The sequence below is a fragment of the Methanobrevibacter sp. genome, from assembly GCF_017447225.1.
Classification (GTDB): Archaea; Methanobacteriota; Methanobacteria; order Methanobacteriales; family Methanobacteriaceae; genus Methanocatella.
On sequence record NZ_JAFSNZ010000060.1, the window covers coordinates 80,677 to 88,474 of the forward strand.

The following is a 7,798-nucleotide window of genomic DNA, read 5'->3' on the forward strand; positions in this document are numbered from 1 at the left end:
AAATACGGAGAATGATAAAATGAGTGAAGTTATAGAATTTTTAAAAGAAAACCCATTAGTATATTTAGCAACCAGCGGATTAGACGGGAACGCAAAAGTAAGACCAATTCTCTTCTACTTTGAAGAAGACGGAAAACCATACTTCTGTACCGCAAACAACAAACCTATGTTTAAAGAACTGGATGCTAACCCTAACCTTGAAATAACTGTTGCAACTCCAGAATTTGCATGGTTAAGAATTGCAGGTAAGGCTGAATTCACCGACAGCATTGAATTAAAACAAAAAGTAATTGATGCCAATGAGCTTGTAAAAGCATTATATGAAACCGGTGAAAATCCAGTATTTGAAGTCTACACCGTTTCCGGAAAAGCTACAATTGCTGACTTTTCAGGCGAACCACCAAAAACTTTTGAATTATAAAAATTCATTGATACAGGATTTGAATTTAGTTGCGGCTTCTCCGATAGCTACAATTAAATCACAATCTGTTGTCAGTGCCTTTTCAATACCATCCCTAACCTCATCATAGCTTGCGCCGAGAGTTCCTTTTTTTACAAAGTCATCGACATGGTCAAAGAGTATCCTCTCAGACAGTGATGAGTCTTCCTGCAGTATTTCATTAGCTATCCTTTGTGATGCGGCAGATGCGGGAACGATATATTTGGAGTATTCCAGTGCATTTTTGAATATTTCGCAATCCCCGTCATGGCCTGATTCGGACGATACCGTTATGACACAGGTAAATTCACCAAATAGTTTTTCAAACTGATTCAAAACAGTCTGAACACCTGCAGGGTTATGTGCATAGTCAACGTAAATCTCTTTTGAGCCAATATCGGCTACCTTTTCCATCCTTCCCTCAACACCAGTGAATGTGGCGATTGACTCTAATATTTTATCATAAGGCAATTTTAAAAACTCATGAGCGGCAATAATAACTCCTGTGACATTATATACATTGTGAAGACCGTCTATTGCCATTTGAACTTCAAGTTTTTCCTCAGGAGTGTGCAAATCAAACTTACGATTTTTTAAATCTACATTTGTTGCGATATAGTCAACCTGCGGTGTTGTGATTCCACATTGGCAGAAGTAGTATCCGCAGCCTGAAATTATTTCCTTCACATTGATTTCGCGTCCGCAGACACATTCTTTGGGTTTTACGCTTTCCGGAGTCCAGTCAATACCGAATGTTATAAGGTCTCCTTCGAATTCATATTCCCTTAAAAGTCCCATTATTGTAGGATCCTGTCCGTTGACAATCAGTTTTTTGCCGTTCAACTCTTCAATGAACTCCCCTTTTACATGGGCATAATCCATAAAGCTTCCAAGACAATCCAGATGATCAGGAGTGATGTTTGTTATCAATCCAGCTTGGATTTCAGCACAGTCCACAATCCTTTTTACGGTTCCGGGAACGCCAAATGTTCCGACTTCAAGAATTGCCACATCACCATGCAGTCTTGACTGTAAAATCGGAATATACTCCGCATTTCCCTGCATCTTTTCCAGATTGTGCTCTGTCGGCTCAATTCCATTGTCATATGCTATCTTTTTAAGCAGAGTTGTGGTGGTTGTCTTTCCGTTTGTTCCGGTTATTCCAAACACCGGCTTTTCTGTGTGAAAGTTATCGATGACATCATCCAATTCAAAGAGTGCCTTGTCAATCTTTTTAAAGATTGCAGACTTTTTGGACAGGCTTGCCGGAGGAACAATATAATCTGCCTTTTCAAAAAATTCATCGGGAGTCTCGCCATAAAACAGCTCTATGTCATAGCCTTCAAGGGATTTTGAGAATCTGCATTTTTCGGCAGAAGACAGGTCTGTTCCAATCACATTGTATCCTCTTTCATTAAGTATTCTTGCGATTAAATTACCGTTAGCGCCACAGACTCCGATTATTCCAAATGTTTTTTTAGTCATATTTTTTACTTCCTTCATCAAGTCCTTTCATGATTTTTTCAACGGTTGTGAGTCTGTCATAAGCTATCAATGGCCCCATATGCAGTATGATGTCTCCGGGCTTTGAATATTTGAACGTTTCAGCGGCCGCAATCTCTATATTTTCAACAGCAACTTTGTTGATTTTAGGATTTGTTATTGCATCCAGAAGCTCATGGGCGGCTTCCATTTCAACGTCCTGAGTTACTTCATTAAATCCGCTTGCGATAACTGTCTTTATATCATAATTGCTTACAAGCTGACCCACTTCAGCCTTGTCCCGAACGGATAATGTATCAAAATGATCAAGGAAAAGAACTACGCTTTCATCTTTAAAGTAGTCTAAGGTTATTTTCATTCCATCATATAAAAATGCTGAGTCCAAGATTACTTTTCTTCCGTTGTAATCACCAACGTCTTCCATGTGAGCCGGCAATCCCTTAAATGCGGTTAATGCATCAATGATATCTTCCTTTTTAACGCCGTATGTCAGTGCCACTGCACTTGCTGCAACGGAATTTTCAAAAAAGTAGCTCATCATGTAGAAGGGCGTAGTAAAAGAATCATTATTATATTGGACAGTCAAGGATTCATCACCAATGGTACCTTTAAAATCAACATCTTCATCTAAAGCATAATATAATGCATCGTTTCTTTGAGTATTTATTATGTCGAAACAAGAGTGATTTGCGATGAATGTTTCGGACATCTTTTCAAGGATGAGTTTCCTTTGCTGGTACTTTTCAAGGGAGCCTCCGAATTCTGACAGGTGGTCTTCGGCAATGTTGGTCAAAAGCCCAATTTTGATATTCAAACTGTTTAAAAGGCCAATTGTTCCATGAGGAAGCTCAAAAATTGCAATATCACATTCATCAGCCTTGCCCTTAACGATTCCATCAATAATCGCTTCGGAAACCAGATTGTTGACCAGAGATGAGCATGACCATACCTTATATCCTGCCTGCTTGAAAAGAGTGGTTGTAATGAAAGTTGTGGTTGTCTTTCCCATAGTGCCCGTTATACCAATAATGTCGACAGGAATCAAATCATTTACGATTTTTGAGAACTCTTCATTGGTCAGTACATAAACATCTGATTCTTTGATTAGCTTTGCAATTGGCGCTGAATCTGGCAATGTCGGTGGAGCATAAACGGCTTCGATTCCATCCAGATTAGGATTTTTATTGCCCATATCCAATTTTATGCCTTCATTTTCCATCTGACTTAAAATTCTTTGAACATCGACTTTAAAATCAGTGATTTCTTTTAAATCCGTAACAATGACATTATGGCCTAAATGATTAAGCAATCTTGCAACAGGCCTACTTGCATTTCCTGCACCAACAACTAAATAATTCATTAAAAAACAACCCTTATAATTTATCTCATATAATAATATGAGCTTATTTAATAAATAAGTTTAATTAAAAAAAAAGAAATTTTAGGCTAACACGAGGATTATTTTTCAAATCTTCTCATGCGTGATACGCCAATTGTAATTAATATTAATAACAATACAAGAATAGGATTTCCTGTAGGATAAGCAGATAAATCTATTCCTTCACTTAAAGCATATGCATGATGAGCACCAGTGTGATTATCAGTACGGTTATCAACAGGATCGTTGCGATATACCAGGATATCTGTTATTGTATCATTTGCCTCGTATTTCTTATCTCCGGAATATGATGCATCTACATCCCAGTCTCCTTTAATTAATCCAGGAACATCAAATACTGCCCTACCGTTTTCAACCTCTTCAGTGTATTTTTTGCCGTCTACAGTGATTGTTATAGTACCTGTTGCATCTTCAGGAACCTTTACGACAACAGTTGCATGTTCACCTTCTTCGATTTTGTCTCCTGCAGCATTGATAGGAGCCTTGTTTTTGATTACAGTGAATTTAACGGTTGTTGTGCTTGGCAGGTATTTGTCATCACCCTCATAAGTTACGATAGCTGTGTATTCGCCGCTTGGAAGTTCCGGAATGATTACACCAGCAATGCCGTCGCCTATAATGGTTGCATAGTATCCCACATCACCGATATTGACAAGCACTTTTCCTGTTGTGTCTTTAGGAAGGACATAAGCTGAAATTATCTCATCAGCGCCGACATAAATGTCCTGAGCTTCTGCGGTTATGTTTGTAGGACGTTTGATTACTTCAAACTGGCCTGTAGTGTAGTTATCTCTGTACTTATCATCACCGCTGTATTTCACGGCAACAGTCTTGTTTCCAAATGCAAGGCCGTCAACATTAAATACTGCTTTTCCATTTTCTACAGGAGCTGAGTATTCCTTACCGTTGATTTCAATGGTAACTGTACCTGTTGCATCTTCCGGAACAGTCACAACGACGACTTCAGTGTCTCCGACATAAATGTCATGTGCTGTTACACTTATTGGAGCATAGAGTTTAGGAATGTCAACAGTTGCATTTGCAGTTGACGGATTATGAGTTTCATCACCGGAGTAAACTACAGTAATATTGTGTTCGCCAGGAGTTACATTGGTCAAATTAACAATTGCAGTGCCGTTGATTACAGGTGCAGTGAATGTCTGATTTTCAACAGTGATTGTAACATTTCCTGTAGCGTTATCCGGAACAATAACAACAACAGTTCCGTTTCCTTGATCTATCACTTCAATTTCGACATTTTTAGTGGTTACCTTGAAGACTGTTGTGTTGACTGCATAAGTGTATTTGTCATCACCATTATATCTTACACTTACAACATATTCTCCGACAGGCAATCCTGAAATTACCAGCTCGCCGTTTCCTCCGCTTACAGCAACGATATATTTTTCACCCTCATTATATGATGCGCTCAATACACCTTCATTTAAGTTGAATACATATTCCTCACCGTCGATTACAACAGTTACGTTTCCTGTAGCATCAGTAGGGACAATAAGTTTGATGTATTCCAGTTCTCCAACGATAATATCATGTGCAATAGGTATTACGAACGGTTTGACCTTATTAACATCGAATAATGTAATATTGGAGCTTGAAAGGTATTTATCGTCACCGATATAAGTCAGGTTCACATTGTATTTTCCGCTTGGGATGTAAGGCACGCTTACAAATCCTTCGCCGTTTGTTACATTGACATAATATTGTGATACGCCATCGATATCCACCAATACCTGACCGGTTGAATCGGTTGGGACTTTAACTTTAATGATTACGTTTTCACCGACATTGATGCTTTCGATTTCACCGCTTACAGTTGAATTGTGCTTGAATACAGTGAAGTTTGCAGTTGTGAAGTTTCTGACATATTTATCATCACCAGGATAGCTTACAGCAACAGTTTTAACACCAGCAGTCAGGTTTTCAACCTCGAACCTTGCAACACCGTTTTTAATGTCAGCGAAGTATTCCTTACCGTTGATTTCAATTCTGACTTTGCCTTCTGCATCATATGGAACTGTCACGTTGATTCTTGCAACATCGCCGACATAAATATCTTCTACATCCACAGTGATTGGAGCTGTAAGCTTAGGAACGGATACAGTTCCGTTTACTGTTGAATTAGTGTGAATATCATCACCAGAGTAAATAACCGTGATATTGTGCTCACCCGGAGTAACGTTAGTTAAATCAATGATAGCAGTACCGTTAATAACCGGACCGGTGAAGTTATGACCTTCAACTTCAATAGTCACATTACCAGTAGCATTACCACCAATGACCACAACAACAGTACCATTGCCCAAATCAACAACAGTTAACTCAGGAGTAGTTTTCACCTTATCAACAGTGAAATTACCGACAGTATGATTAGCAACAAAGTTGTCATCACCAGGATACTCAACAATCACAGACTTAGGACCCGCAGTCAAATTCTCAACATAAACAACCGCAGTACCATTAACAATAACACCAGGATACTCCCTACCATCAACAATCACAGTAACATTACCAGTAGCATTAACCGGAACAGTAACCATGACAACAGCAACATCACCCTCTTTAACCTCACTAACAGTCACATTAATAGGACAATCCAACTTAGGAATAACAACAGTACCATTAACAGTAGCATTGGTATGGTTTCCATCACCGGAGTAGATTACAGTAATATTGTGCTCACCCGGAGTAACGTTAGTTAAATCAATAATAGCAGTACCATTAATGACAGGACCAGTGAAATTCTGACCTTCAACCTCAATAGTCACATTACCAGTAGCATTACCACCAATGACCACAACAACAGTGCCGTTACCCTGATCAACGACAATAATCTCTGGAGTAACAGGATTAGCAAATACTGTGAAGTTACCTGTAGTAAAGTTAGCTACATAATTATCATCACCAGGATAACTTACAGCAACAGTTTTAACACCAGCAGTCAAGTTTTCAATCGCAAACCTTGCAACGCCAGCATCAATATCAGCAAAGTACTCCTTACCGTTAATCTCAATTCTAACTTTTCCAGTAGCGTTAACAGGAACAGTCACATTAATTCTTTCAACATCACCAACATAAATGTCAGTCACATTAACTTTAATCGGAGTAACAAGCTTAGGAATAACAACAGTTCCATTAACAGTAATATTAGTGTGGTTTCCATCACCGGAGTAAATTACCGTGATATTATGCTCACCAGGAGTTACATTAGTTAAATTAATAATAGCAGTGCCATTAATTACAGTACCATTAAACGTTTGATTTTCAACAACAATAGTCACATTACCAGTAGCATTACCACCAATGACCACAACAACAGTGCCGTTACCCTGATCAACGACAATGATTTCATTAGTTTCAAGTTTATTTACACTGAATTTAGTAGCATTAGTATTTGATTCATATTTTCTGTCACCAAGATATTTGACATCAACAGTGTAGTTTCCAACTTTAAGACCAGGAACAACAAGAATTCCTTTACCGCCAACAACAGTAACATTATAATCTTTATCATCAACAGTCACAGTCACATTACCTGTAGCATCATAAGGAACAGCAATCTCAATAACCGCCTTTTCACCAACAGTAATATTATCAGCACTAACAGTGACATTGGAAGGAACTTTATTCACATTTACTGTGGTATTATTATTTCCAGTCAAGTATTTTTCATCACCGAGATATTTGACAGTCACATTGTATGAACCGCTGTTTAATCCGGATACAGTTAATTGGCCAACGCCATTTGTAATGTTTACAGCATAATCAACACCATTAACATTAACTATGACTGGTCTTGTAACATCTACAGGAGCAGTGACATTAATTAAAACAACATCTCCAACAACAATATCAGTTGTATTGACCGTGACTACAGGAATATGTTTGAATACTGTGAAATTACCTGAAGTATGATTACCTGTATAGTTATCATCACCAACATAGGATACATAAGCCGTTTTAATACCAGCAGTCAAGTTCTCAATCGCAAACCTTGCAACACCTGCATCAATATCAGCAAAGTACTCCTTACCGTTAATCTCAATCCTAACCTTGCCAGTAGCATTAACCGGGACAGTCACATTAACTCTAGCAACATCACCAACATAAATATCAGTAACATTAACCTTAATAGGAGTAATTAATTTAGGAATGACAACAGTACCATTGACAGTGATATTAGTATGGTTACCATCACCAGAATAAATCACAGTAATGTTGTGTACACCCGGAGTAACGTTAGTCAAGTTAATAATAGCTGTACCGTTAATTACAGTTCCGTTGAACGTTTGATTTTCAACAATAACAGTCACATTACCTGTAGCATTGCCAGGAATAACGACAACCACAGTACCATTACCCTGATCAATAACCTCAATTTCAGTAGATACTTTACCCACAGTCAATTTAGTAGCATTTGAACTGGTTAAATACTTATC

At 38.2% G+C, this 7,798-nt stretch carries 4 protein-coding genes; 1 reads left to right on the top strand and 3 read right to left on the bottom strand.

The genetic code is table 11. The annotated features are described in order from the left end of the window. Nucleotides 1-19: 19 nt before the first annotated feature. On the top strand, nucleotides 20-421 hold the full coding sequence (locus IJQ68_RS06020) for a pyridoxamine 5'-phosphate oxidase family protein (protein ID WP_292798225.1): 402 nt from the start codon (nucleotides 20-22) through the stop codon (nucleotides 419-421). Here the strand turns inward: IJQ68_RS06020 and IJQ68_RS06025 are convergent. The 3 genes from IJQ68_RS06025 to IJQ68_RS06035 form a co-directional block, all read right to left on the bottom strand. Further along, complete coding sequence (locus IJQ68_RS06025) at nucleotides 416-1,924, bottom strand: Mur ligase family protein (RefSeq protein ID WP_292798227.1); 1,509 nt, start codon at nucleotides 1,922-1,924, stop codon at nucleotides 416-418. The two genes, IJQ68_RS06020 and IJQ68_RS06025, sit on opposite strands and share 6 nt — an antisense overlap. Continuing rightward, the gene (locus tag IJQ68_RS06030) at nucleotides 1,917-3,302 is read right to left on the bottom strand and encodes a Mur ligase family protein (RefSeq protein WP_292798229.1); all 1,386 of its coding nucleotides are present in this window, start codon (nucleotides 3,300-3,302) and stop codon (nucleotides 1,917-1,919) included. The genes IJQ68_RS06025 and IJQ68_RS06030 overlap by 8 nt, the downstream gene beginning before the upstream one ends. 98 nt (nucleotides 3,303-3,400) lie before the next feature. Continuing rightward, nucleotides 3,401-7,759, bottom strand: coding sequence for an S-layer family protein (locus tag IJQ68_RS06035; protein ID WP_292798232.1), 4,359 nt, complete (start codon nucleotides 7,757-7,759; stop codon nucleotides 3,401-3,403). Nucleotides 7,760-7,798 lie beyond the last annotated feature (39 nt).